Raw genomic sequence first — 23,888 nt, 5'->3', positions numbered from 1 at the left:
GATGGCGGCTTATTCACTCACCGGAGTTATCCGCCATGCGCCTGTACCACCACCCCATGTCCTCGAATGCCCGCCGCGCCCTGATGACGGCAATCCACCTCGGCCTGACTCTGGAGCTGGCCGAAGTCGACCTGATGAATGCCGATGACCGCCGCCGCCTGGGCGAACTGAACCCGAACGCCAAGCTGCCCGTGCTGGCCGATGGCGCTTTCCTGCTGTGGGAATCGTGCGCCATCATGCAATACCTGGCCGAGCAGGCGCCTGGCCAGACTGTCTATCCGTCGGCACCGCAGGCCCGTGCCGACGTCAACCGCTGGCTGTTCTGGGCCGCACAGCATTTCTCTCCAGCCATTGCCGTGCTGGCCTGGGAACGCGCGTGGAAGGGCATGACGGGCAATGGCGCGGCCGATCCGCTGGAAGAGGCGCGCGGCGAGCATGAATTGCACGCGTGCGCCGTGGTGCTCGATGCGCACCTGGCGCGGCGCGAATGGCTGTGCGGCGAGGCCCTGAGCCTGGCTGATTTCGCCGTGGCCGCGCCGCTGATGTACAGCGAGGCCGTGCGCTTGCCGCTGGCGCCATATGCGCATATCGAGGCCTGGTATGCCCGCGTGCGCCAGCTGCCTGCCTGGCAGCAAACGCATGTGGATTTGGGTGCCGGCTGAATGTGAGCGCTGAATGTGCGCGCTAAGTGTGCCAACGCACGGAGCCGGCGCGGCGCAGCGCATAAGATAGGGCTGTCTCTTTCAGGACATCCCTAGCTTTGGACTTTACCCGCTTTCGAGCGGGTTTTTTTTACCTGGATTTTTGCCCGGGAAGCTTGAAAAATTGACAATGGCGCCGCAAATGGCTTGCAATCCACCGCCCAGAAGGTATGCCATGTTTACGCCACGCCATCCGAAACCGCTGCTGAGTACCCGCGCCATCGCCATGCAAGTGGTCAAACAGGAGCAGGCCAGCCTGGCCGTGGACAAGCACGTGCTGATCGTCGATGCGGTCAAGCCGGCGGCGGCGCCGCCAGTGGGCAAGAAGCCCGCAGGCTAGTGCACCAGCACCTTCAGCAGCGACTGCACTTCATCGTCCGATTCTTCCAGCAGGCGTGACAAGGTCGTGTTCTCGCCGATGACGCAATCGATGCTGCGCGCGGCGCGGGCGGCACGCACGGCGATGGCGGCCGGGCTTTCGTTCAGCGGGGAGGCCACGGGCGCCAGGTCGTTCGCCAGCAGCAAGGTGTCGCCCAGCGATTCAGGAGGGATGGCGCGCAAGCCTTCCCACAGCGACCCGATGGCTTGCATCACCGCTTCCGGCACCTTCAGTTTCGTCAGCACGCCGTGGCCGATGGCTTGCTCGCCATGTTCGACCCAGTCCTGCGGCTCGCCGTCGAGGATGCCGGGAAACTCGGCAGCACGCGACAGCATGTAAAAGCCGCCCACCTCATGCATGATGCCGGCAAACAGGGCCGTATCGGGATCGACCTTGGTGACGCGCCGCGCGATGACCTGCGCCAGCGCCGCCACGTGGGCCGTGTGCTCCCACAGCTGGTTGGCCTTGGCTTGCAGCAAGGGATCGGTGATCGTGCTGCCCAGCTGGCGCACGATCAGCGACGCCACCACGGATTGCAAGGTGCGCACGCCGAGGCGCTGCACGGCGTTGCGCACGCTGGTGATTTCATTGCCGGACCGGTTAAATGCCACGGAATTGGCGATGGCCACCGTGCGCGCCGCCAGCAGCGGGTCGGCCTGCACCAGCTTGGCAGCCGCCTCGATATGGCAGTCGGGGTCGGCCAGCGCCTGCTGCAGCTTGAGCGAAGCGTCCACATTGGCGGGAAAAGTCAGTTCGCCACGACCGGCAAGTGCAGCGATACTTTTAAAGGCGTCGAGTCTGTTCATTGAAAAAATTATACTCGCAATATTTCCATGCGGAACTTTTTAACCGTGATCTTTTCGCAAACAGGCAAGTAAAAGGCAAGCAACTGCCCTGTAAACGCAAAAAGGGCACGCCACTGTATCAGCGGCGCGCCCTTTCAAGGACAGCGATCGTCACGGCGCTGGACAGGACCGCCGCGCAGCAGGTCTTGTCAAGCGCGACTACAGCGATTCGCTGAAGATGGCATCACAGCCTTCGACCAGCTCGTCGCTGTCTTCCAGTTCATCCGTCAGGCCCAGGTCGAAGAGCTCTTCGACGGCGTTCATGAAGCTGTTGTGCTTGGTTGCGCCGATCAGGCGGTAGATTTCACCGTCTTCATTGCGCACGCCGATGATCAGTTTTTCCTGGCGCACCAGTTCCGGCGTGCTGGCGTTGAGCAGCAGGTTGCCGATGATGTGTTTATCGAAATGAGCGGGCTTTTTGCCTTCGAGCAATGAGGTTTTCAACTTGTTTCCTTTGTCTTGTTTGAATGTGTGCTGGATGAATCGTTGGCTGGAGCGTTGGCAATGGTCTGTTTCAGGCCTGCCAGGGTCGCTTCCAGCCGACTGAAATCGTCGTCCGTGTAATTGGCAAACAGCTGCCGGCCTTGCCTTGTCAGCTTGGGGAACACGTCCTGGAACAGCTGTTCCCCCTCTGCACTCAGGCGTACATAGTAGGAGCGCTTGTCGCGTGGGCAACGTTCGCGTATCACCAGCCCCTTGTGTTCCAGCCGTTCCACCACGCCCGTCAACGTGCCCTTGGTGATCAGGGTTTTCTGGCCCAGTTCCTTGTAGGACATGCCAGAGGTGTTGCCGAGCGTGGCAATAATGTCGAATTGCGCATGCGTCAAGCCGTACTGGCGCACGAAGTCGCTAGAAAACCGCTCGAAGTCCTGCATGCATTCGGCCAGCAGCCGGATACTTTTTAAATATCGTTCACCCATGGCAGTGATTATATCCTTCTGTCCCGCTTTTTTCCGCCGCGTCGGATGCGCTGTCGCATGAGGGTCTGGATGGGGCCGAAGTCCGGTATCATGTGTGCAACTCAGCCCTTGCCCCGATTCCGCCCCGCCGATGTCTTTCGCTAATCTTTCCCGTATCGGCCTCGACAAACCGCTGCGCCTGCTGCTGGTCCACGCCGGCGATGCCGAGTCGATCACCTGGGCCGGCCTGGTGCAGCCGCTGCGCCTGTGTGCGCGTGCGCTGGGGCCGGATGCGCTGCGGCTGGACGTGCGCACGCCCGAGCAGGTGGCGCAGCAGGGCGGCAACTGGCATATCGCGCTATTGGTGGCCGATGAAACGGAAGCGCCGTTGCGTGCCGAGCTGTGCCGCGCGGTGATCGAGCGTTGCCGCTCGGCGCCGTTCTGGGGCGGCGTGGGCGCGGCCGTGCTGTGGCTGGCCGACGCGGGCGTCATGGATGGCGTGCGCATCGCCTTGCCCTGGGCCCTGTACGCGGACGCGGAAGCCAAGGCCGAGCGCGCCATCCTGACGCCGCATTTGTTCGACATCGACGGCCCGCACATCACCTGCTGCGGCGGCGCGGCCAGCATCGATTTCTCGCTGACCCTGATCGAGACCATCTTTGGCGCCGACGTGCAGGCGCTCGTCAAGGAAGCGCTGTGCGTGGACAAGGTGCGCGGCAAGGAGGAGCGCCAGAGGGTGGCCCTGCAGGCGCGTTTTGGCGTGCTGCAGCCAAAACTGTCCGAAGCGGTGACCCTGATGGAAGCCAATATCGAGGAACCGCTGTCGACCGACGATATCGCCAGCCTGGTGGGCCTGTCGCGGCGCCAGCTGGAGCGGCTCTTCAAGCAGTACCTGGGCAGCCTGCCGTCGCGCTACTACCTGGAGCTGCGCCTGCAACGCTCCCGGCAACTATTGCTCGATACACATTATTCCATCGTGCAAGTGGGCCTGATGTGCGGCTTTTCCTCCGGTTCGCACTTTTCCACGGCCTTTGGCACCTTGTTCGGCAATACGCCCCGTGAAGAACGCCAGAGAAAGCTCATGCCGCCAGCGTGAGCAAGGCAGGCACAGCTGTGATGAATTGTGAAAATCCTTGTCGCAGATTCAAAAGAGTTTTAGCATCCCGCTTTTTATAATGCTGTACACACGTAGCTGTCGTAGCTGCGGAGTACCTAACATATTGATGGGGAAATGCTATGAATGCCAAGCTTGATTCGACCGTAACGGCTCGTCCAGTCACCCGGGAAACCTTTGACCAGGTACTCGTTCCTACCTACGCTCCCGCTGCCATGGTGCCTGTACGTGGCGCCGGCCTGGATCTGTGGGACCAGTCCGGCAAGCATTACCTCGATTTCACCTCCGGCATCGCCGTCAACAGCCTGGGCCACTGCCACCCTGCGCTGGTCGATGTGCTGACCAAGCAGATCAACAGCCTGTGGCATTTGGGCAACGGCTACACCAACGAGCCTGTGCTGCGCCTGGCCCTGGCATTGACGGAAGCTACTTTTGCTGACCGCGCCTTCTTCTGCAACTCTGGCGCGGAAGCCAATGAAGCGGCCCTGAAACTGGCGCGCAAGTACGCGCACGGCAAATTCGGCGCGCACAAGTCGCGCATCATTTCCTGCTTCAGCTCCTTCCATGGCCGCACCCTGTTTACCGTCTCCGTCGGCGGCCAGGCCAAGTACACGGAAGGCTTCGAGCCGCTGCCGCCATCGATCGACCACATCGCCTACAACGACATCGAAGCGGCGCGCGCCGCCATCGGCGATGACGTGTGCGCCGTGATCGTCGAGCCGGTGCAAGGCGAAGGCGGCGTGGTGCCAGGCAATCCGGAATTCCTCAAGGAATTGCGCGCCCTGTGCGACAAGACCGGCGCCCTGTTGATTTTCGACGAAGTCCAGTGCGGCATGGGCCGCACTGGCGCGTTGTTCGCGTACATGGGCTATGGCGTCACGCCGGACATCCTGACGGCCGCCAAGGCCCTGGGCAACGGCTACCCGATCGGCGCCATGCTGACCACCAATGAACTGGCGCAAACGCTGGCCGTCGGCACCCACGGCACCACCTACGGCGGCAACCCGCTGGCCGCCACCGTGGCCCTGACCGTGCTGGAGACGATCAATACGCCAGCCTTCCTGGCGCGCGTGAAAGAAGCCAGCGTCAACACCATCGCCATGCTGCAAGGGCTGATCACGGATTACCCGCAAGTGTTCTCCGCCGTGCGCGGCAGCGGTTTGCTGCTGGGCCTGGTAGTCAGCGATGCCTACAAAGGCCGCGCGAAAGACATCCAGAAGGCGGCCGAAGCGCAAGGCCTGATGGTGCTGATCGCCGGCATGGACGTGGTGCGCCTGGCGCCGGCCCTGATCGTCTCGGACGAGCAGATCTTTGAGGCGGGCCGTTTGCTGCGCGTGGCCATCGACGGCTTGCTGAAAGCCTGAAGCTAGCTTCGCTCCCTGTTTGTTCACCGGCCCGCCGCCTTTGCCGCGGGCCGGCTTGGTTCTACCCAGCATTGAAGGAGTACCCATGTATGTTGTCCGTCCGGTAGAAATTGCGGATATTGCAGCCCTCGAAGCGCTGGCCGCGGTAACCATGCCGGGTGTCCATACCCTGCCGAGGACGCGCGAGAAAATCGCCGCCTCCGTCGAGCGCTCCATCGCCTCGTTTGCCGCCCACGTCGACATCCCCAGCGAAGAGTCGTATCTCTTCGTGCTTGAATCCCTGCTCGACAAGAGCATCTTTGGTACGGCCGCCATCTTCGCTTCGGCCGGCTCGAACGGCACCTATTTTTCCTTCCGCAACGATGTTATCCAGCAAGTCTCGCGCGACCTGAACATCAGTCACAGCGTGCATGCGCTGACCCTGTGTTCCGAGCTGACGGCGTACTCGCAGCTGTCCGGCTTCTATGTGCGCAACATGGAGCAGGCGGGCCTGGAAGCGGCCTTGCTGTCGCGCGCGCGGCTGCTGTTCGCCGTGCTGGCGCCGCACCGCTTCGGCGACCGTTTCTTCGTGCCGCTGGCCGGCATCACGGACGCCAACGGCCAGTCGCCATTCTGGGATGCGCTGGGACGCAAGTTCTTCCAGATGGATTTCCTCGATGCCGAGAAAGTCATCGGCGGCGCGCGCAACCGCACCCTGATCGTCGAACTGATGCCGCATTACCCCGTCTACGTGCCGCTGCTGCCCGGCGACGCGCAGGCGGCCATGGGCCAGATCCACCCGAGCGGTGAACTGGCGTTCAATTTGCTGACGGAAGAAGGCTTCGAAGCCGACGACTACATCGACATTTTCGATGGCGGCCCGATCCTGCAGGCGCACAAGCATGCGCTGCGCTCGTTTACGGGATCGCTCACGCGCCGCGTGGTCGCCGGCGTCACGCCCAGCCGCACGGGCCTGAAAGTGCACTACGCGGTCGCTTCCGGCGCCGAGCGCAATTTCCGCGCCGTCACCTTCACCTGCGATGCGCTCGAAGCGCAGGACAGCATCGGATTGCCGGCGGAACTGCTCGAGGCGCTGGCCGTGGCCGAAGGCGACAGCGTCATTTGCGTGCGTATCTAAGGAGTTAATTTTATGCTAGTAGTACGCGCCATCAACGCCAATGATCTCGATGCCCTGTATGGCCTGGCCAGCCAGGTCGGCACCGGCATGACCACGCTCAAGCCGGACATGAAAATGCTGGGCGACCGCCTGGCCATTGCCTGCGCCTCGTTCGCCGAAACCATCCCGCCCGAAAAGCGCGACTACATGTTCGTCATGGAGGATACCGATACGGGCCGCCTGGCCGGCGTGTGCGCCATCAAGGGCGCCGTGGGCCTGGACGAGCCGTTCTATAACTACCGCATCGGCACCCTGGTGCACTCGAGCCGCGAGCTCGATGTATTTACGCGCATGGAAACACTGTACCTGTCGAACGACCTGACGGGCAGCACGGAACTGTGCTCGCTGTTTTTGCATCCCGATTACCGCAGCGGCAACAACGGCAAGTTGCTGTCGAAAAGCCGCTTTCTCTTCATCGCCCAGTTCCCGCACCTGTTCACGGAAAAGCTGATCGCGGAAATGCGCGGCTACCAGGCGCCGGACGGCAGCTCGCCGTTTTATGAAGGCCTGGGCCGCCACTTCTTCAAGATGGATTTCCACCACGTCGACGACTTGACGAGCCTGGGCAAGAAATCCTTCATCGCCGAACTGATGCCGCGCCAGCCCATGTACGTGGCCTACCTGCCCGACGAGGCGCAGGAAGTCATCGGCAAGGTGCATCTGAGCACGGCGCCCGCGCGCCGCCTGCTGGAGCAGGAAGGCTTGCACTTCGAAGGCTATGTCGATATTTTCGACGCCGGTCCCGTGCTGCAGGCACGCGTCTCCGAGCTGCGCGCCATGCGCGACAGCATGCCGGCCGTGCTCGACGCCGCGACTGTGCCAGTGCCTGCGCCGGAAGCGTGCGGCGACGCCGCGCAAGCCGAGCCGTACCTGGTGTCGAACACCGACCTGAAAGATTTCCGCATGATCGTCACCAGCGCCAATCCGCACAGCGGCAAGATTGCGCTGGACGACGCTGAACTGCATCTGCTGCGTAGCCACAACGGCGACACCGTGCGCACCTTGTCACTCAACCCGAGGAAGCATCCCCATGTCTAAATCGTCCAACCTTCATTCATCTACCGCAGCATCGAACTGCATCAACGGCGCCTGGCTGCCAGGCACGGGCCGTGAACTGATCACCATCGATCCGTCGAACGGCAAGCAGACGTGGGCCAGCCTGGAAGCGACGCAAAACGAAGTCGAACAGGCTTGCCAGGCCGCCCGCACCGCGTTTGAAGCGTGGGCCGACACGCCCGTCGAAGAGCGCATCGCCATCTGCGTGCGTTTTCGCGAGCTGCTCAAGGAACATGCGGAAGCGCTGGCGCTTTTGATCTCGGAAGAAGTGGGTAAGCCGCTGTGGGAGTCGCGCACGGAAGTGGCCACCATGGCCAACAAGATCGATATCTCGGTGCAGTCGTACCACGCGCGCACGGGCATCACGCAAAGCAAGATCGCCGATGGCGACGCCGTGCTGCGGCACCGACCGCATGGCGTGTTCGGCGTCTTCGGCCCGTACAATTTCCCCGGCCACCTGCCGAACGGGCATATCGTGCCGGCCCTGATCGCCGGTAACACCATCGTCTTCAAGCCCAGCGAATACGCACCGCGCACGGCCATCAAAACCGTGCAACTGTGGCAGCAGGCAGGCTTGCCCGATGGCGTCGTCAACCTCGTCAACGGCGGGCGCGACACGGGCGTGGCGCTGGGTGCGAACGCCCTGCTCGACGGCGTGCTGTTTACGGGTTCCTGCCAGACGGGCATCAGCCTGCACCGGCAGTTCGGCGGCCAGCCGGGCAAGATGCTGGCGCTGGAAATGGGCGGCAATAACGCCCTCGTCGTGTGGGACGTCAAGGACGTGGACGCGGCCGTGCACCACGCGATCTTCTCCGCCTTTGTTTCGGCCGGCCAGCGCTGCACCTGCGCGCGCCGCCTGGTGGTACAGGATAATGCCGCCGGGGTGGCTTTCATAGCGCGCCTGGTGGAGGTGGCGGCGAAACTGGGCATCGGTGCCTCCGATGCGCAGCCGCAGCCGTTCATGGGCCCAGTCGTGTCGAGCGCCGTGGCCGCGCGCCTGGTGCAGGCGCAGGCGGACATGGTCGCCAAGGGCGGCACCACCTTGCTGCAGATGCGCCAGTTGAATCCCGAGGCGGGCTTTGTCACGGCCGGCATCGTCGACGTCACCAACGCCACCGGCATCCCCGACGAGGAATGGTTCGGTCCTTTGCTGCAAGTGATACGCGTGGCTGATTTCAATGCCGCGCTGAAGGTTGCCAACGCCACCGAATTCGGCCTGGCCGCCGCGCTGCTGTCCGACGACCCGGCCCTGTGGCAGACTTTCCAGACGCGCGCGCGGGCCGGCATCATCAACTGGAACCGTCCGACCACGGGCGCGGCCAGCACGGCGCCGTTCGGCGGCGTCGGCAAGTCGGGCAACCACCGTCCGAGCGCCTACTACGCGGCCGACTACTGCGCCTATCCGGTCGCTTCGATCGAGAACAGCGCACTGGAAATGCCGGCCAAGCTGTCGCCCGGCCTGAATTTTTAAGATCAAGGTTTATCAAGGAATCCCCATGCACAGCACGCGCGAATACAACTTTGACGGCCTGGTTGGCCCATCGCATAACTATGCGGGACTATCGTTCGGCAACGTGGCCTCGTTCAGCAATGTGAAAAGCGCCTCGAATCCGAAACAGGCCGCCTTGCAGGGCCTGGCCAAGATGCGCGCCCTGGCCGCGCGCGGTTTTGCGCAAGCCTTGCTGCCGCCGCAGGACCGGCCGAATTTCCGCCTGCTGCGCTCCATCGGTTTCACGGGCACGGATGCCGAAGTGCTGGCGCGCGCCTACAAGGAGTCGCCGGTGATCCTGGCCTGCGCGTATTCCGCCTCTCCCATGTGGACGGCGAACGCCGCCACGGTCAGCCCGTCGGCCGACACGCAGGATGGCCGCGTGCATTTCACGGCCGCCAACCTGAATAACAAGCTGCACCGCGCCTTCGAGCACGCGCAGTCGGCGCGCAGCCTGCGCGCCATTTTCAAGGACGAGCAGCACTTTGCCGTGCACGACGCGCTGCCGTCGACGCCTGCCTTTGGCGACGAAGGCGCGGCCAACCACACGCGCCTGGGCGCCAGCCACGGCGCGCCGTCGGTTGAATTGTTCGTGTATGGTCGCGTGGAGTTCGATCCGTCGGCACCGAGTCCGAAGCGCTACCCGGCACGCCAGACCCTGGAAGCGTCGCAAGCCGTGGCGCGCCTGCATGGCCTGGATGCCAAGCGCACGGTGTACGTGCAGCAGAACCCGGATGTGATAGACCAGGGCGTGTTCCATAACGACGTCATCGCCGTCGGCAACGGCAATGTGCTGTTCTATCACGAGCAGGCGTTTGCCGACGAAGAGGCCAGCCTGTCGCAGCTGCACCGCGCCGTCGCCGCCACGGGCGCCGAGTTGCACGCGCTGCGCGTGGACACGGGCCAGGTGCCGATCGCGGACGCCGTCAGCAGCTATCTGTTCAACAGCCAGTTGCTGACCAGGGAAGACGGCAGGATGGCGCTGGTGATTCCACAGGAATGCCAGGAAAACCGCGCCGTGTCGCGTTACCTGGAAGGCCTGGTGGCCAGCGGCGGCCCGGTCGATGAGCTGATACATTTTGATCTGCGCCAGAGCATGCGCAATGGCGGCGGGCCTGCCTGCCTGCGTTTGCGCGTGGCCCTGACGCAAAGCGAAGCGCTCGCCATGCACCAGGGCGTGATCATGACGGAAGCGCTGTACCAGCGCCTGGTGGCCTGGGTCGAGAAGCACTACCGCGACCATCTGGAGCCGAGCGACCTGGCAGACCCGCAGCTGGCGCTGGAAGTGCACGCGGCGCTTGAAGAATTGACGATCATCCTCAACTTACCTGGATTGTACGACTTGTAGGCCACAGAAAAACACAGAAAAAAATCCGAGACTGACCTTCCGTAGCACAGAATTGGACGGGTGACCCCCGTCTCTTGACACCGCTGCCGCCCAGCCACAAGCCCGAACGACAGCGTTGGACATTCACATTACCGTAATGGAGATGCAAGATGAATCAAACGCCACAAGATTTGCGTACACAAACGCTGGAGCTGATCAAGGGCAAGGCGGCAGCGCCTGTCGTCGAACTGGTGCAAGCCTGGCTCGATTCGCTCGACGCCGAAGACCTGGCAGATATCGCTCCCGATAGCCTGGCGCCTGTGCTGGTGGAGGGCTTTACGCAAGCGGCCAAGCGCACCGGCAACGGCTGCCAGATCGCCAGCCTGCGCTATGCGGATGGCCGTGGCGGCATGGCGAGCGCCTTGCTGATCCTGAACGAAGACATGCCTTACCTGGTCGATTCCATCGTCATGGCCATGCGCCGCCAGCACCTGGTCGCGCGCGGCGTGATGAATACCGTGCTGCCAGTGCGCCGTGCCGTCGACGGCAGTGTGGAAGCGGTACGCCAGGCTGGCGATCCGCTTGAATCGTATGTGCTGGTGCTGCTCGATGAAGAGCTGGCGCCCGACACCCTGGCCGCGCTGGTCGCCGCCATCGACATGGTGGCGCGCGACGCCTTTGTGGTGCGCCGCGACAGCGCCGCCATGAGCGAACGCCTGGCCGCCGTGGCGACGGCTGCCGCCCAGCATGGTGAAGAGGGCGCGGAAGTCGCCGCCTTCCTTGAATGGGCCCGCAGCGGCGGCTTTGAAGTGTTTGGCTATGCGTATTACCGCGTCAAGCCGGGCGTGCGCGAACTGGAACGCGACATTCCTAGCCGCGTCGGCGTGCTGCAGGATACGGCGCACCCGGTCTATGGCACCTGTCTGGCGAATATCCCGGGCGACTTCGACACCCTGGCCAAGCGCGAATCGGCGCTGTCCATCGTCAAGGCCGACGTCGCCGGCACCTTGCACCGCGACCAGCAGCTTGACTTCATCGGCGTGCGCGACACGGACGCGCAAGGCGCGATCCTGGGCGAGCATTGCTTCGTCGGCTTGTTCACCCGTGCCGGCAATTCCACCCCGCTGGCAGCGCTGCCCTTTGCGCGCGGCCGCGTGGCCAAGGTACTGAGCCTGGCCGGCGTGCGCCAGCAAGGCTTCCGCGCAGAGAAATTCCGCGAAATCCTCGAATCGCTGCCGCGCACCGAAGCGCTGGAAGCGGATCTCGACTGGCTGGCGCAAGTGTGCGGCGCCGTCGTCTCGCTGTACAAGCAGCCGCGCACCAAGGTCTTCGCGCGCCGCGACGTGTATGCGCGCCATCTGAACGTGCTGGTCTACCTGCCGCGCGAGCGCTATAGCGCCAGCGTCGCATCGAGCCTGGCGAAAGCCCTGCAAGCGAGTTCCGGCGCCACCCACGTCAGCACGCAAACCCTGGTGGCCGACGGCCCCCTGGCGCGCGTCTACCTGATCGCCCACGCCGCGCGCTACCCGCTGGACCTGGAAACGGATATCGAACAGCCGCTGCTTGGCGTGCTCGATGGCTGGCATAACGGCTTTGCCGCCGTGGCCGACGCCGTGCCCGACGTGGCCCTGCGCACCAGCCTGCGTAAACTCTGCGCTACCTTGCCGCTCGATTATGTGGCCGCCACCGCGCCGGCAGTCGCCTTCCGCGACCTCGACACCATCTTGCGCAATACCGATCCCGCGCACGTTGCCGTGCGCATCGAGACGGGCGCCGTCACGACGATCCGCCTGTACTCGGCCAACAAGGTGCCGCCGCTGTCGACCATCCTGCCGGCCCTGCACAATGCGGGCGTGGCCATCGACCGCGAACAGGCATACTCGATTTCGCCCGCCGAAGGCACGCGCTATTTCGTCACCAGCCTGACGGTCGATGCCGCCAGCGCGGCGAAACTCGCGCAGCCGGAAATCGTCGCCGTGGCGCAGGAACTGTTTGCCGCGCTGTTCAACGACACGGCCGAAGACGGCCGCCTGAATGGCCTGGTCATCGAAGGCGGCCTGTCGACGCGCGAAGTGCAACTGGTGCGCGCCTACACCAGCTACTGGCGCCAGACGGGCAGCCGCTTCTCGGTGCGCTACATTGCCGAAAGCCTGCGCAAGCAGCCGGCCCAGGTCAAGGCCCTGGTCGAGGCATTCCTGCAGCGCTTCGACCCGTCGCTGTCCGACGCGCAGCACGCCGCCGCCCTGGAAAGCATCGCCGCCATCAAGGCTGGCCTGCCTTCCGTGAACCACGCGGACACCGAGGAAATCCTCGGCGCGCTGGCCGACCTGATGGCCGCCACCCTGCGCACCAGCTACTTCCAGAACAATCAACAAGGCGACAAGATCATCTTCAAGTTCGACACCAGCAGCCTGGCGCTGGTGCCGGAACCGCGTCCTTACCGCGAGATTTTCGTCTTCTCGCGCCGCTTCGAAGGCGTGCACCTGCGCGGCGGCCCCGTCGCCCGTGGCGGCTTGCGCTGGTCGGACCGCATGGAAGACTACCGCACCGAAGTGCTGGGCCTCGTCAAGGCGCAGATGGTCAAGAACGCCGTCATCGTGCCGGCCGGCGCGAAGGGCGGTTTTGTCTGCAAGATGATGCCGAAGGACGCCGTGCGTGAAACCATCGCGGCCGAAGGCGAAGCCGTCTACCGCCTGTTCATCTCCAGCCTGCTGGAAGTGACGGACAATCGTTCGCTGGGCAATATCGTCCCGCCGGTTGACACCGTGTGCTTCGACGATGCCGATCCTTACCTGGTGGTGGCTGCCGACAAGGGCACGGCCACGTTCTCGGACATCGCCAACGGCATCGCCGTGCAGCGCGGTTTCTGGCTCGGTGACGCGTTCGCCTCGGGCGGCTCGAATGGTTACGACCACAAGAAGCTGGGCATCACCGCCAAGGGCGCGTTCGAAGCCGTGAAGCGCCACTTCTATGAAATGGACCACGACCTCAATACCACCCCGATCACCATGGTCGGCGTGGGCGACATGTCGGGCGACGTGTTCGGCAACGGCGTACTGCTGTCGCGCCAGCTGAAACTGGTGGCCGCATTCGACCACCGCCACATCTTCCTCGACCCGACACCGGACGTCGCCGTCTCGTTCGAAGAACGCGCGCGCCTGTTCGCCTTGCCGCGTTCCTCGTGGGATGACTACAACAAGGACTTGATTTCGGCGGGCGGCGGCGTGTATCCGCGCTCCGCGCGCTCAATCGAGCTGTCGCCGCAGATCCGCGCCGCGCTCGATATCGCAGAAACTGCGCTGCCACCGGAAGAACTGATGCACCGCATCCTGAAGTCGCCTGTCGACCTGTTCTACAACGGCGGCATCGGTACCTACATCAAGGCTTCCACCGAAACGCACGCGCAAGTGAAGGACCGCGCGAACGACCATATCCGCGTGAATGGCAATGAGCTGCGCGTGAAGGTCGTGTCCGAAGGTGGCAACCTGGGTGCGACGCAGGCGGGCCGCATCGAGTTCGCGCTGGCGGGCGGGCGCATCTTCACCGATGCGATCGACAACTCGGCCGGTGTGGATTGCTCGGACCATGAAGTCAACGTGAAAATCTGGCTGGACGTGGAAGTCAACGCCGGCAAGCTGACGGAAGAAGAACGCAACCGCGAGCTGTATGCGATGACGGACGACGTCGAGCGCCTGGTCTTGCGCGACAACACGCAGCAGACGCATTTGCTGGTGCGCGAATTGCAGGCGCAAAGCGAAAGCGCCGTGCAGGATGGCTATGCCGCGCTGATCGCCAGCCTGGAAGAAGAGGGCGCCCTGTCGCGCGAACTGGAGCAATTGCCGACGGTGGCCGAACTGGCACGCAGGAAGAGCGACGGTCGTGGGCTGACCACGCCGGAACTGGCGGTGGTGATCGCCAACGTGAAGAACCGCTTCAAGCGCATCCTCTCCGCTTTGCCTTTGATCGATGAAACCTGGGCCGAGCCGGTGCTCAAACCGTACTTCCCGTCCCTGCTGGTGGAAACGCGTTCGGCGCTCGACCACCCGCTGGCCAACGCCATCCTGGCGACCGTGCTGGCCAATGAAGTGATCAACCGCTGCGGTCCATTGATGATTCGCGACCTGGCGGCGGAACACGGCGTGGACGAGTCGGCGGTGATCCTGGCCTGGGGCCAGGCATGGGTGGCCTTGAACCTGGCGCCCGTGTTCGACGCGCTCGATGCGGATGCCTTGACGATTCCGCGCGACGTATCGATCAAGGTCGATGCGCAAACGCGCGTGCTGCAGCAGACGATGATCGCCGGCGTGCTGTCCGTGCCGGCCGAGCAGTTGCGCGGCGCCGGCCTGGCCGAGCTGACTGGCCTGTTTGGCGCGGAATCGAAGCGCGAACTGCTGAAAGCCGTCGGCATCAAGTCGGAAGCGGCGCTGGTGCCTGGCCTGAGTCCGGCCTTCGTGCAGGCATGGGACGCGGTCGACGCGCTGGAAGTCGTTGCCGGCTTCCTGTTCCCGGCCCTGTCCGTGCCGCGTCCTGCAGCGATGGACCTGGCCTCCTTCCTGCAAGTGGGCCTGGCCCTGCGCAGCCAGGCGGGCATCGATACGCTGGAACGTGGCCTGAAGCTGGCCGCGCAAGGCAAGTCGCAGGAACAGTTGCGCAACTACGCGCAGCAAGCCCTGCGCCGCACGCAACAGCGCCTGCTGACGCAAGTGCTGGCGCGCGCCGGGCAAGGCAATGCCGGCCAGGCGGTCGATGCGGTGACGGGCGCGCTGGGCCTGTCGGCCTACGTGGCGGCGACGGAACTGGAGCAAGCCATGCTGGACGTGTGGACCTTGTCGGAAGCCGTGAATAAAATCACGGCCAAACCCACGGCGGAAGCGGCGGTGTAATGACGCAAGAAGCTCCACAGGTAGTAACACCGGTAGTGCAGGGCGCTGGCGGCTTGCCGCCGGCCGTGCAGGCGCTGGCGCAGGCTGATTTCAGCGCCGTGGCGCAGCTGTTCGCCAAGGCCGGATTCACGGTGGCCTTGCCGGCGCCCGGCATGCTGCAAGTGCTCAAACCGGGAGACGGCCGCGCCAGCGTGGTCGTTTCGGTGGGCGTGCATGGCGACGAGACAGGACCGATCGAAGTGCTGGCACATCTGCTCGACGCCCTGTCGCGCGATGCGTCGGCCCTGGCCGTCGACCTGCTCGTTTGCGTGGGCAATGTCGATGCGATCCGCGCCGGCAAGCGCTTTATCGACGCCGACCTGAATCGCATGTTCCGCCCCGTGCGGGGCAGCCTGGCGCAAGCGGCGGAAAGCGCGCGCGCCGATGAAATGATCGCGGCGACCAAGGCGTTCTTTGCGGCGGCCGGTCCCGAGCGCTGGCACCTGGATTTGCACACGGCCATCCGGCCTTCCGTGTATCCCACGTTTGCCATCGTGCCGGACCTGGTGGCCGATGCGGCCAAGGCGCAGCTGATAGCCTGGCTGGGCCAGGCCGCCATCGGCGCCATCATCATGAACCCGCAATCGGCCGGCACCTACAGCTACTATTCGGCCGAGCATTGCGGCGCGGCCGCCAGCACGGTGGAGCTGGGCCGCGTGGCCACCCTGGGGCAGAACGATTTGTCCCTGTTCGACGAGGTGTCGCGGGCGCTGGACGGCCTGCTGCGCGGGCTGCCGGCGCAGCCCGTCAAGGCGCAACCGCACGTGTTCAAGGTGGCGCAGGAAATCATCAAGCACAGCGATGAATTCCGCATGGCCTTCGACCGTAGCACGCAGAATTTCACGTCCTTGCCGCAGCATGCGGTGATCGCCAGCGATGGTGACCACGTCTACACGGTGCGGCACGCGGAAGAGCTGGTGGTGTTCCCGAATCCGGACGTGCGCGTGGGCTTGCGCGCGGGGCTGATGGTGGTGCGCGTGTCCTGAACGTGTGTTGTTTGCTATGGCATTGCATGGCGCCAGCCGGGGAAACCCGCCTGGCGCTTTTTCATGTAAAAAATTCTGTACGGAAATAATTATGCATTAGGCAATCATTTGGTTTAGAATATTTGCCCTTTAACAATTTCTGGACCGATCATGTTGAAACGCCTGTTGGCCGCCGTGCTGTGCCTGACCCTTTCCAGCCTGCTGTCTGCCGCCCATGCCGGGGACAAGGCCGGGGACACTTCTGCCGGATCGACGATGACAGCCGAGCAATTCCTGGCGCAGTTGCATTTCCAGCGCGGCAAGATCACCTTGCCCGGCAGTATCGCCACCCTGGATTTGCCGGACAATTTCCGCTACCTGGCGCCCGCCGACGCCGAGCGCGTGCTGGTCGATGCCTGGGGCAATCCGCCCGGCTTCCAGACCTTGGGCATGATCGTGCCCGCCAGGACCAGCGTGCTTGAGCGTGACAGCTGGGGCGTTATCGTCACCTACGAAAAGGAAGGGCATATCAAGGATGACGAGGCGGACAGCATCCAGTACGACGAATTGCTCAAGGATATGCAGGCGTCCGTGCTGGAAAACAATGCGGAGCGCAAGAAGCAGGGCTATCCCGGCATCCATTTGATGGGCTGGGCGGAAAAACCCAGTTATGCCAAGGATACGCACAAGCTGTACTGGGCCAAGGACTTGATGGTCGATGGCGGCGCGCATTCCCTCAACTACAACGTGCGGGTGCTGGGCCGTGAAGGCGTGCTGAACCTGAATGCGATTGCCGGCATGGAGCAGATCGAGGCGATCAAGAAAGAAATGCAGCAGGTGACGGCGTTTACGGAATTTACCGAGGGTAACCGCTACACGGATTTCGACAGCAAGACGGACAAGGTGGCCGAGTATGGCCTGGCGGCGCTGGTGGCGGGCGGCGTGGCCAGCAAGCTGGGCCTGTTTGGCAAACTGCTGGCGCTGCTGCTGGCCTTCAAGAAAGTGCTGATCCTGGCCGTGGTGGGCGGCGGCGCCGCCATCGTCAAGTTTTTCACTGGCAAGCGCAAGGACCAGCCGGCGCCGATACCGCCGCAGCAGTCCGTTGAGCAGCCAGCGCATTTACCAGACGGCAAGGTCAACCTGGACAAGTAAGCGCAACTGGGCCGCAAGGTGCGCTGACGCACACGGGCGCGCCGCCGGAAAACAGCGCCTCGGGTACACTGGCTCATCGTTCACTATCAGGAGTCCGTCATGTCCGTGTCCATGTATCAGGCAACCATTCCCGTCTTCATCCGCGGCTTGCGGGTCGTCTCGGCCCTGCTGGAAAAAGCCCAGGCCCACGTCGAGGAAGATGGCATCGTGCCCGAGATTTTGCTGGGCGCGCAACTGGCGCCCGACATGCTGGACCTGGCGGCGCAGGTACAGCGCGCCAGCGATACCTCGAAGATGTCGGTCGAGCGCCTGAGCGGCGTGCCGGCGCCGAAGTTCGAGGATAACGAAGCGTCGTTCGAGCAATTGCAGGAACGCATCGCCAACACCATCGCTTACATCGACGGCGTCAGCGCAGGGCAGATGGCGGGCAGCGCGCAGAAGGAAGTGGTGTTGAACTGGACCGACGAGGGGACGAAATTCTCGGGCGATAACTACCTGCTCAGCTTTGCCTTGCCGAATTTCTATTTTCACGTTTCCATGGTCCACGCCATCCTGAGAAACAATGGCGTGGCCGTGGGCAAGCTTGACTATCTGGGACCGTACGACTGAGATTGATTAGCGTTGTGGCTGCTGCACCTGGTTCTGCACCGCATTGCCCAGCATGCCGCCGCCGATGACGCCTGCCACGGTCGCCAGCGCCTTGCCGCGGCCGCCGCCCACCTGATTGCCGATCAAGCCGCCGATGACGGCACCCGCGCCGATGCCCACGTAGTTGGGCTGTGCCGGTGCCGGCGCAGGTACTGGCTGCTGGCGCACGGGTTCGCGGTAGGCCGTCTCGCGGTAGCCATCATTGTTGTCGTTGTAGGCAGGGCGCGCTTGCGCCACTTGCGTGTGGCGCACGACGCGCTTGTGCACGACGGGGGCCGGTGCCGGTGCTGGCGCGGCCTGTGCAATGACAGGTGCAGCCAGCGGCGCGGCGACAGGCGCCGCCAGGGCCGCTGCGTTCGCTGGCGTCAGGGCCGCCACGTCGGCAGGTACGGCCGCTGCAGCGGGCACGTTCGCCCGCGAATTGGGCAGGATGCCGGCGATCGATGCCGCGCCCACCAGGCACAGGACGGTGACGGAAATGGCGGCGCCGGCCATCAAGGGGTGGATGCGGCTGGCGGTAGTCGTCGTGTTCATGTGTTCTCCTGGGGGGCAAAGTGTTGCGCTGTTGTTGATGTGTCCAGAGTAGCGGCCGCGCTTGTCCAAGGCTAGGCCATGCGCTGTATCAAACGTAAGCAGGTGTAAGCCGCGCTTTGCAAAGCACAGTAGAATCGGTGCTTCCCTTTTCCGAAAGTCCGCCATGAGCCAGTTATTCACGCCGTATGCACTGGGGCCCCTGCAGGTGGCCAACCGCATCGCCATCGCCCCCATGTGCCAGTACTCGGCAGACAACGGCAACGCCACCGACTGGCACATGATCCACCTGGGGCACCTGGCCCTGTCCGGCGCCGGCTTGCTGATGACGGAAGCGACGGCCGTTTCGCCCGAGGGACGCATCTCGGCCGCGGACCTGGGCCTGTGGTCGGATGCGAATCAAGCTGCGCTGTCCAAGGTGGTGCAGGCGATCCGCCGCCACGCGCCGATTCCGCTGGTGGTGCAGCTGGGCCACGCGGGACGCAAGGCGTCGAGCCGCGCGCCATGGGAAGGTGGTTCCTGCGTGCACCTGGCCGAGGGCGGCTGGCAAACGGTGGCGCCGTCCGCCATCGCCCATGCACCCGGTGAAACCGTGCCGATCGCCCTTGACGAGATGGGTTTGCTGCAAGTGAAGGGTGCCTTTGTCGCGGCCGCCCAGCGCGTGCATGCGCTCGGTATCGACGGCATCGAACTGCACGCGGCGCATGGCTATTTGCTGCACCAGTTCCTGTCGCCGCTGGCCAACCAGCGCACGGATGCGTATGGCGGCAGCCTGGAAAACCGCATGCGCTTTCCGCTCGAAGTGGTTGAAGCCGTGCGCGCCGCCGTGCCCGCCAGCGTGGCCGTGGGCGTGCGCATTTCCGCCACCGACTGGGTCGAGGGTGGCTGGGAAATCGAGCAAAGCGTGCGCTTCGCGCAGGAACTCAAGCAGCTGGGCGCCGACTTCATCCATGTTTCCAGCGGCGGAATCTCGCCGCAGCAGCAGATTCCCGTGGGTCCCGGCTACCAGGTGGCGTTTGCCGAGCGCATCAAGCGTGACAGCGGCTTGCCCACCATCAGCGTCGGTCTGATCACGCAAGCGCGGCAGGCGGAAAGCATCATCGCTGACGGCCAGTCCGACATGGTGGCGCTGGCGCGCGCCATCCTGTTCGATCCGCGCTGGCCATGGCATGCGGCGGCCGAGCTGGGCGCGCAAGTGCAGGCGCCGCCACAGTACTGGCGCTCGCAGCCGCGCGAATACAAGAATTTGTTCGGCGACACGGCACTGGGACAGCGCTGAGGCCGGTTCTGCTACACTGACGCTTCTTTCCCATTTCTCCAGGACGCTTCGACATGCGCCATTGATACTGCCGTGCTGTGCACGGCCTCGCCCTTCCCGCCAGCGCCACGTTGCGCCGCGCGGGTTCGCCAGCCCTGTCTGCACGTACAAGGAGTATCCATGCCCGCATTACTACAACTCGACCGTCTTTCCTTTGTGCTGCCCGATGGCCGCGCCCTGTTTTCCGATTTGCAATTTAGTTTTGCCCCACGGCGTATCGGCATCGTCGGCGATAACGGCGCGGGCAAGAGCGTACTGGCGCGCCTGCTGGCGGGCCAGCTCATGCCGTCGAGCGGCGCCGTACGCCGCGATGGCAGCCTGCATTATGTGGCGCAGGAACTGGAACCCGAGCGCTATCCCAGCGTGGCCGCGCTCGCCGGCATGGCGCCCTTGCTGGCCGCGCTGGAGCGCATCGCGGCAGGCAGCATCGATGACGCCGATTATGCGCTGGTGGGTGAGCGCTGGGATGCCCATGCCCGTTTGCGCCAGGCGCTCGACGCCATTGATTTGCGCCACGTGGATGCCGGCACGCCAACGGCCAGCCTGAGCGGAGGCGAGCGTCAGCGCATCGCCCTGCAGGGTGCCTGGCTGTCGCAGGCGGACTGGCTGGTGCTCGATGAACCGAGCAACCATCTCGATGCGCAGCAGCGTGCACGCCTGGTGGCGCAGATGGCGCGCTGGCCGGGCGGCTTGCTGCTGGTCAGCCATGATCGTGGCTTGCTGCAACACGTCGATGACATCGTTGAACTGTCGTCACAGGGCTTGCGCAGCTATGGCGGCAACTATGCCGCGTACGCGCAGCAGCGCGCGCTGGAACAGGCCGGATTCGCGGCGGCCCTGCAGGCGGAAAAGGCGGGTGCCAGACGCGGACAGCGCGAGGCGCAGCAGCAGATGGAGCGCCAGCAAAAGCGCGTGGCGCGCGGCGAACGTGATGGACGCGAAGGCAATCAAAGCAAGCTCTTGCTCGATGCCCGCAAGGAGAGCAGCCAGGATAGCCAGGGCAAGCTGCGCCTGCGCGCGCAAGAGGCGCAGCAGGCGCGCCAGCAAAAGGTGAGCGAGGCCAGCGCCCGCTGCGCGCCCGAGGTGGAACGCCTGCTGCTGGCGCCCGACAGTGCCGTGCCGAATGGCAAGCTGATCCTGGAATTGCGTGACCTGGTCTTGCCGTATGGCCAGGCGCAGCCAGTAAACCTGATCTTGAGCGGCCCGCGCCGCCTGCCCGTGACGGGTGACAATGGCAGCGGCAAGTCGACCCTGCTGCGCGTGATCGCCGGCCAGCTGGCGGCGGCGAGTGGCGATGTGCGCTGCCATGCCACGGTGGCGTGGCTGGACCAGCACGCGGGGACGCGCGAAGGCGAGCTGAGCGCCGTGCAACGCTTGCAGGCACGCAACAGCGTCTTGCCGGAAGGCGAGCTGCGCACGCGGCTGGCGCTGCTGGGCATTGCCGGTGCGCGCGCCACCGTGCCCAGCCGCTTGCTTAGCGGCGGCGAGCGCATGAAGGTGGCGCTGGCAGCCGAGCTGTACGCGCAGGCACCGCCGCAATTGCTGCTGCTGGACGAGCCCGACAATCACCTGGACCTGGCCAGCCTGCAGGCGCTGGAGCAGATGCTGGGGCAATACGCGGGCGCGCTACTTGTGGTATCGCACGATCAGGCGTTTTTGCAGGCGATAAACCTTGACCCAGAGGGCTTGACATTGCATAAGAGACAATCAAGTGAAAAAAGTCACGCTTCATGCCTGTAGAGCATGCTTCATGAATCGATGCTGAATTTTGTTTGATTGTCGGTATAATCCACTGAATAACCGGGCCTATTTGTGAACTAAAACTGCTGGTTCACCAATATGATGACGTTTAATCTGGCACTGTTGGCGGTCCATGACCGCGCAGCCGAGGCGACGTTTTCCTTGCCCTGCTGCTGATGAATTTCGGTTTCGTTTATATTGTTTTCTTGGAGAAATAGCATGTCGTTTTACGAAAAACTCAAGGCCCTCAACATCGAATTGCCAGTCGTTGCCGCGCCCGCTGCCGCTTACGTCATGCACGCCCGCACGGGCAACACCGTCTTCCTGTCCGGCCACCTGGCCAAGAAGGATGGCAAGGTCTGGGTTGGCCAGCTGGGCAAGGACGTCACCACGGAAGAAGGCAAAGTGGCCGCGCGCGGCATCGCCATCGAGCTGATCGCCACCCTGCAAGACGCGTGCGGCGGCGACTTGAACAAGGTCAAGCGCATCGTCAAGGTCATGAGCCTGGTCAATTCCACCTCCACATTCACGGAACAGCACCTGGTCACCAACGGTGCATCGGAACTGTTCGTTGAAGTCTTCGGCGACAGCGGCAAGCACGCGCGCTCCGCTTTCGGCGTGGCGCAGATCCCGCTGGGCGCTTGCGTCGAGATCGAACTGATCGCCGAACTGGCCTGACGCAGTAGCCTGACCACATGAGCATGCCGGCGCACATCCGCCGGCCAGCCCTTTCCTCCTTTCCAGCAAGAGCGGAACCGCCATTGGGGTGGAGGGAGAGCTGTATTCAAGAAAAAACGGAGACACGTAATGAAAACGAGTGAACAAGGCTTGCACCGCGGCCTGGGCGAGCGGCAGATCCGCCTGATGGCGCTGGGCGCCGCGATTGGCGTCGGCCTCTTTCTGGGTTCGGGCAACGCGATCAAGATGGCCGGTCCCGGCATCATGCTGTCGTATATTATCGGTGGCGCGGTGATCTTCATGATCATGCGCGCGCTGGGTGAAATGGCCGTGCACAATCCTGTCGCCGGCTCCTTCAGCCGCTATGCCCAGGATTACCTGGGCCCATTGCAAGGCTATCTGACGGGCTGGAATTACTGGTTCCTGTGGCTGGTCACCTGCGTGGCGGAAATTACCGCCGTCGCCATCTACATGGGTATCTGGTTCCCCGACACGCCGCGCTGGATCTGGGCCCTCGCTGCCCTCGGCTCCATGGGCGCCATCAACCTGCTGGCCGTGAAAGCCTACGGCGAGTTCGAGTTCTGGTTTGCCCTGATCAAGGTCGTCACCATCATCCTGATGATCATCGGCGGCGCCGGCATGATCATCTTCGGTTTCGGCAACGACGGCGTGGCCATCGGCATTTCGAACCTGTGGACGCATGGCGGCTTCTTCCCGAATGGCGCGCAGGGCGTGCTGATGTCACTGCAGATGGTGATGTTTGCCTACCTGGGCGTGGAAATGATCGGCCTGACGGCAGGCGAAGCGGCGAACCCGAAGAAGTCGATTCCGGACGCCATCAATTCCGTGTTCTGGCGCATCCTGATTTTCTATGTCGGCGCACTGTTCGTCATCCTGTCGATCTATCCATGGAATGAAATCGGCACCACCGGCAGTCCGTTCGTCATGACCTTCGAACGCCTGGGCATCAAGACGGCGGCCGGCATCATCAACTTTGTCGTGCTGACGGCGGCCTTGTCGTCGTGCAATGGCGGCATCTTCAGCACGGGCCGCATGCTGTACAACCTGGCGCTGCAAGGCCAGGCGCCGAAGGCATTTGCGGAAACCACGGCCAGCGGCGTGCCGCGCCGCGCCATCCTGGTGTCGGTGTTTGCCTTGCTGCTGGGCGTGCTGCTGAACTACCTGGTGCCGGAAAAAGTGTTTATCTGGGTCACGTCGATCTCCACCTTCGGCGCCGTCTGGACCTGGGGCGTGATCCTGGTCACGCAGATCCAGTTCCGCAAGACCTTGACGCCGCTGGAAATCAAGAACCTGGCCTTCCGCATGCCGTTCGCGCCGTATGGTTCCTGGATTTCGCTGGCCTTCCTGGCGCTGGTGATCGGCCTGATGGCGTATTTCCCCGATACGCGCATCGCCCTGATGGTGGGGCCGGCCTGGCTGATCCTGCTGACGGTGCTGTATTACGTGCTGGGCCTGGCGCCGAAAGAGCGCCGCGACGACGTGCCGCAAGGCTACGAAGCGGGCTGGCCACCGGCCGATGCCCCACGCGGCAAGAAATAATGCCCTTGATCTGAACTGATCCACAGCGCGCCCCTGCCCCAGCA

At 63.8% G+C, this 23,888-nt stretch carries 20 protein-coding genes; 16 read left to right on the top strand and 4 right to left on the bottom strand.

The window, feature by feature from the left end; genetic code table 11:
* The first annotated feature begins 35 nt into the window (after nt 1-35).
* Both ACQ4WR_RS25070 and ACQ4WR_RS25065 read left to right on the top strand, forming a co-directional pair.
* Nucleotides 36-662 carry a glutathione S-transferase family protein gene (locus ACQ4WR_RS25070; RefSeq protein WP_102293188.1) on the top strand — a complete coding sequence of 209 codons (627 nt, stop codon included), beginning with the start codon at nt 36-38 and terminating at the stop codon, nt 660-662.
* 214 nt (nt 663-876) lie between these two features.
* The gene (locus tag ACQ4WR_RS25065) at nt 877-1,041 is read left to right on the top strand and encodes a hypothetical protein (protein ID WP_436490603.1); all 165 of its coding nucleotides are present in this window, start codon (nt 877-879) and stop codon (nt 1,039-1,041) included.
* Here ACQ4WR_RS25065 and ACQ4WR_RS25060 read toward each other — a convergent pair.
* The 3 genes from ACQ4WR_RS25060 to ACQ4WR_RS25050 form a co-directional block, all read right to left on the bottom strand.
* Nucleotides 1,038-1,886 carry an HDOD domain-containing protein gene (locus tag ACQ4WR_RS25060; RefSeq protein ID WP_102293189.1) on the bottom strand — a complete coding sequence of 283 codons (849 nt, stop codon included), beginning with the start codon at nt 1,884-1,886 and terminating at the stop codon, nt 1,038-1,040. The genes ACQ4WR_RS25065 and ACQ4WR_RS25060 overlap by 4 nt on opposite strands.
* Nucleotides 1,887-2,084: 198 nt before the next feature.
* On the bottom strand, nt 2,085-2,369 hold the full coding sequence (locus tag ACQ4WR_RS25055) for a hypothetical protein (protein WP_034778933.1): 285 nt from the start codon (nt 2,367-2,369) through the stop codon (nt 2,085-2,087).
* The gene (locus ACQ4WR_RS25050; RefSeq protein WP_180979308.1) at nt 2,366-2,845 is read right to left on the bottom strand and encodes a MarR family winged helix-turn-helix transcriptional regulator; all 480 of its coding nucleotides are present in this window, start codon (nt 2,843-2,845) and stop codon (nt 2,366-2,368) included. Before ACQ4WR_RS25050 ends, ACQ4WR_RS25055 begins: the two co-directional genes overlap by 4 nt.
* Nucleotides 2,846-2,975: 130 nt before the next feature.
* Between ACQ4WR_RS25050 and ACQ4WR_RS25045 the strand changes: the two genes are divergently transcribed.
* The 10 genes from ACQ4WR_RS25045 to ACQ4WR_RS25000 all read left to right on the top strand — a co-directional run bounded on the left by ACQ4WR_RS25045 (nt 2,976) and on the right by ACQ4WR_RS25000 (nt 17,978).
* Nucleotides 2,976-3,920: a GlxA family transcriptional regulator gene (locus ACQ4WR_RS25045; RefSeq protein ID WP_102293191.1), complete on the top strand. Its 945-nt coding sequence runs from the start codon at nt 2,976-2,978 to the stop codon at nt 3,918-3,920.
* Between the two features lie 140 nt (nt 3,921-4,060).
* Nucleotides 4,061-5,302 carry an acetylornithine/succinylornithine family transaminase gene (gene astC, locus ACQ4WR_RS25040; RefSeq protein WP_102293192.1) on the top strand — a complete coding sequence of 414 codons (1,242 nt, stop codon included), beginning with the start codon at nt 4,061-4,063 and terminating at the stop codon, nt 5,300-5,302.
* An 85-nt stretch (nt 5,303-5,387) separates the two neighbouring features.
* Nucleotides 5,388-6,419, top strand: coding sequence for an arginine N-succinyltransferase (locus ACQ4WR_RS25035; RefSeq protein WP_102293193.1), 1,032 nt, complete (start codon nt 5,388-5,390; stop codon nt 6,417-6,419).
* A gap of 12 nt (nt 6,420-6,431) precedes the next feature.
* Complete coding sequence (gene astA / locus ACQ4WR_RS25030; RefSeq protein WP_102293194.1) at nt 6,432-7,496, top strand: arginine N-succinyltransferase; 1,065 nt, start codon at nt 6,432-6,434, stop codon at nt 7,494-7,496.
* On the top strand, nt 7,489-8,985 hold the full coding sequence (astD, locus tag ACQ4WR_RS25025; protein WP_436490599.1) for a succinylglutamate-semialdehyde dehydrogenase: 1,497 nt from the start codon (nt 7,489-7,491) through the stop codon (nt 8,983-8,985). Before astA ends, astD begins: the two co-directional genes overlap by 8 nt.
* 25 nt (nt 8,986-9,010) lie before the next feature.
* Nucleotides 9,011-10,351, top strand: a complete 1,341-nt coding sequence (gene astB, locus ACQ4WR_RS25020) for an N-succinylarginine dihydrolase (protein WP_436490597.1) — start codon at nt 9,011-9,013, stop codon at nt 10,349-10,351.
* A 149-nt stretch (nt 10,352-10,500) separates the two neighbouring features.
* The gene (locus ACQ4WR_RS25015) at nt 10,501-15,213 is read left to right on the top strand and encodes an NAD-glutamate dehydrogenase domain-containing protein (RefSeq protein WP_436490595.1); all 4,713 of its coding nucleotides are present in this window, start codon (nt 10,501-10,503) and stop codon (nt 15,211-15,213) included.
* The gene (locus ACQ4WR_RS25010; protein WP_436490593.1) at nt 15,213-16,238 is read left to right on the top strand and encodes a succinylglutamate desuccinylase; all 1,026 of its coding nucleotides are present in this window, start codon (nt 15,213-15,215) and stop codon (nt 16,236-16,238) included. Before ACQ4WR_RS25015 ends, ACQ4WR_RS25010 begins: the two co-directional genes overlap by 1 nt.
* Before the next feature lie 150 nt (nt 16,239-16,388).
* Nucleotides 16,389-17,369, top strand: a complete 981-nt coding sequence (locus ACQ4WR_RS25005; protein ID WP_436490591.1) for a DUF2167 domain-containing protein — start codon at nt 16,389-16,391, stop codon at nt 17,367-17,369.
* Between the two features lie 99 nt (nt 17,370-17,468).
* Nucleotides 17,469-17,978, top strand: coding sequence for a DUF1993 domain-containing protein (locus tag ACQ4WR_RS25000; protein ID WP_102293200.1), 510 nt, complete (start codon nt 17,469-17,471; stop codon nt 17,976-17,978).
* Nucleotides 17,979-17,984: 6 nt separating this feature from the next.
* On the opposite strand, the gene ACQ4WR_RS24995 is transcribed toward ACQ4WR_RS25000, so the two are convergent.
* Nucleotides 17,985-18,551, bottom strand: coding sequence for a glycine zipper 2TM domain-containing protein (locus ACQ4WR_RS24995; RefSeq protein WP_436490589.1), 567 nt, complete (start codon nt 18,549-18,551; stop codon nt 17,985-17,987).
* A 163-nt stretch (nt 18,552-18,714) separates the two neighbouring features.
* Between ACQ4WR_RS24995 and ACQ4WR_RS24990 the strand changes: the two genes are divergently transcribed.
* The 4 genes from ACQ4WR_RS24990 (at nt 18,715) to ACQ4WR_RS24975 (ending at nt 23,844) form a co-directional block, all read left to right on the top strand.
* Complete coding sequence (locus ACQ4WR_RS24990; protein ID WP_102297360.1) at nt 18,715-19,827, top strand: NADH:flavin oxidoreductase/NADH oxidase; 1,113 nt, start codon at nt 18,715-18,717, stop codon at nt 19,825-19,827.
* Nucleotides 19,828-19,986: 159 nt separating this feature from the next.
* Nucleotides 19,987-21,606, top strand: coding sequence for an ABC-F family ATP-binding cassette domain-containing protein (locus ACQ4WR_RS24985; RefSeq protein WP_436490587.1), 1,620 nt, complete (start codon nt 19,987-19,989; stop codon nt 21,604-21,606).
* A 219-nt stretch (nt 21,607-21,825) separates the two neighbouring features.
* Nucleotides 21,826-22,284 carry a RidA family protein gene (locus tag ACQ4WR_RS24980; RefSeq protein ID WP_102297355.1) on the top strand — a complete coding sequence of 153 codons (459 nt, stop codon included), beginning with the start codon at nt 21,826-21,828 and terminating at the stop codon, nt 22,282-22,284.
* 129 nt (nt 22,285-22,413) lie between these two features.
* On the top strand, nt 22,414-23,844 hold the full coding sequence (locus ACQ4WR_RS24975) for an amino acid permease (protein ID WP_102297352.1): 1,431 nt from the start codon (nt 22,414-22,416) through the stop codon (nt 23,842-23,844).
* Nucleotides 23,845-23,888 lie beyond the last annotated feature (44 nt).

Source organism: Janthinobacterium amylolyticum, from assembly GCF_051380655.1.
Classification (GTDB): Bacteria; Pseudomonadota; Gammaproteobacteria; order Burkholderiales; family Burkholderiaceae_D; genus Janthinobacterium.
This window is presented reverse-complemented; position numbering and strand designations above follow the sequence as displayed.